Consider the following 2,152-nt stretch of genomic DNA (forward strand, 5'->3'; position numbering starts at 1 on the left):
GGGGCGGTCCCGTGACGCCGACGCGTCGCGTCGGCGGGGTCCCGGCGGTCACGACGCTCTCGGGAAGTTCGTCGGCGTCGACGAACGCCTCCGCGGTCGCGTCCGGCCGGTTCCAGTAGCCGTCGGTCACCTGCGGGCCGCGGACGAGCAGTTCGCCCACATCGCCGGAGAGGCCCGCGACCTCCTCGCCGACGACCGCGTCGTCGATCGCGATCTCCGTGTCGACGACCGGCGGGCCGATGGTGCCGACCGTCGGGCGCTCCGGCGGGTTGACGCTGATGACGGGTGACGTCTCCGTCAGGCCGTACCCCTCCAAGATCGGCAGGTCCATCGCGTGGTACAGCGCGCAGAGCTCGGCCGACAGCGACCCGCCCCCGGAGATGAAGAAGTCGATGTTGCCGCCGATCGCCTCCCGGACCGACGAGAAGACGAGCCGGTCGGCGACCGCGCGCTTGGCGTCGAGGAGCGGGCCGGGGTCGTCGCGCTCGTGGTGGGCGCGGCCGACGTCGACCGCCCACTCGAAGATGCGCTCCTTGACCGGCGACTCGCTCGCCTGCTCGCGGATCGCGTCGTACAGCTTCTCGTAGACGCGGGGGACGCTGGTCGTCGTCGTGGGGCGCACCAGTCCGAAGTCCTCACGGAGCGTGTCGGGGCTCTCCGCGTACGCGACGGTGGCTCCGGCGGCGAACATCATGTAGTGGCCGGCCATCCGCTCGAAGACGTGCGCGAGCGGGAGGAACGAGAGCGTCGTCGACTCCGCGGAGATGCCGGGCACCTCGGGGTCGCGGTCGGGCCGGTCCGCGAACCGACGGTAACACTGCGAGACGTTGTCGCGGAAGTTCGCGTGCGTGAGCCGGACGCCCTTCGGTTTCCCGGTGGTCCCCGAGGTGTAGATGAGGCTGGCGAGGTCGTCGGTGTCGACCGCGTCGAGCCACTCCTCATAGATCGCCTCGTCGAACGCCGCCGCGCCGCGTTCGTGGACCTCGCCCAGCGTGTACACGTCGTCGGTCGTCGGTCCGTTCCCGTCGATTTCAGCCGCCACGGCGTCGGCGTCGACGTCGTCGACGGTCACGATCGCGTCGAGGTCGTGTTCGAGGTCGTCGCGGACGCTGAGCACGTCGCCGAGCATCTCGCGGTTCTCGGCGACGACGACGGTCGCCTCCGGGTCCTCCAGCAGGTATCGCAGCTGGGTCGGCGACGAGGAGGCGTAGACGGTCGTCACCACCGCGCCGGCGGCCAGCGCGGCGAAGTCGGCCTGCGCCCACTCCATGCGGGTCTGCGAGTACATCGCCACCCGGGTGTCGCCGTCGACGCCAATCTCGCGGAGCCCCGCGGCGAGGTTTCGGACGATCTCACGCATCTCGGCGTACGTCAGGTCGGCGTACTCCCCCGCGGGTGCCGCCGGGACGACCCCGGCGGCGACGAGCGATCGGTCGTGGATGCCTCCCTTGTACCGCTGCGCGAGCCGGTCCGCGTGCCGCTCCGCGGTCCCCTCGAACATCTGCGGGAGGGTCTCTCGGGCGATCGCGGCGTCGGTGAACGCTCGTTCCGCCTCCTGCCAACTCATACGACCTCAGTCCCGCCCTACCCTCATAAACGACCCGGTAGTTTTGAGTTTCTCTCACCCGGATCCCTCCACAAAAGAGCCGTTCGCGGCCGTCGAGCGGCTTCTCCGACGCTCGACGGTCCCCTTTTCGAGGTCAGCCGTCGACGGCGATTCGCTTCCCGACGCCGTCCCTGTCCGCGCGGATCCGGTCCGCCAGCTCCGCCACCTGCGCCAACACCGGATAGCGCGGCCCGTCGGTGGGTCCGTAGAGGTAGCCGTAGAACGTCCGCTCTGGGTCGTCGTCGAGACCGGGGGTCAGCGGCGGGTCGTCGAGCGAGCGCTGTCGCTCGGCGGCGAGTTCGTCGCACTCGCGCTCCAACTCCGCCAGCCGGTTCCAGACGTCGATCGCCGCGTCGGTCTCGCGGTCGGCGCGGACGCCCTCCATGTGGGCGAGCAGCCGCTGGCGACGACGGTCGATCCCGGACAGCGTCGTCTCCCGGTCCGACAGTTCCGCTATCTCCTCGTCTATCGTCGCCGCCCAGCCTGTCGCGCGCGTCCGCGGCGCGGCGGCTCCGGTCGACGAGCGCCGACTTGGCCCCGCTCCGA

General features: G+C 70.9%; 1 protein-coding gene and 1 pseudogene. Both read right to left on the reverse strand.

Annotated features, from left to right (window positions below):
* On the reverse strand, positions 1-1,567 hold a 1,567-nt coding region (locus BN903_RS04570; protein WP_079890577.1), incomplete at its 3' end, for a long-chain fatty acid--CoA ligase.
* Positions 1,568-1,700: 133 nt separating this feature from the next.
* Positions 1,701-2,152 (reverse strand): annotated as a pseudogene (locus BN903_RS04575) (hypothetical protein); the annotation flags it as partial.

The sequence above is a fragment of the Halorubrum sp. AJ67 genome (genome assembly GCF_000513435.1).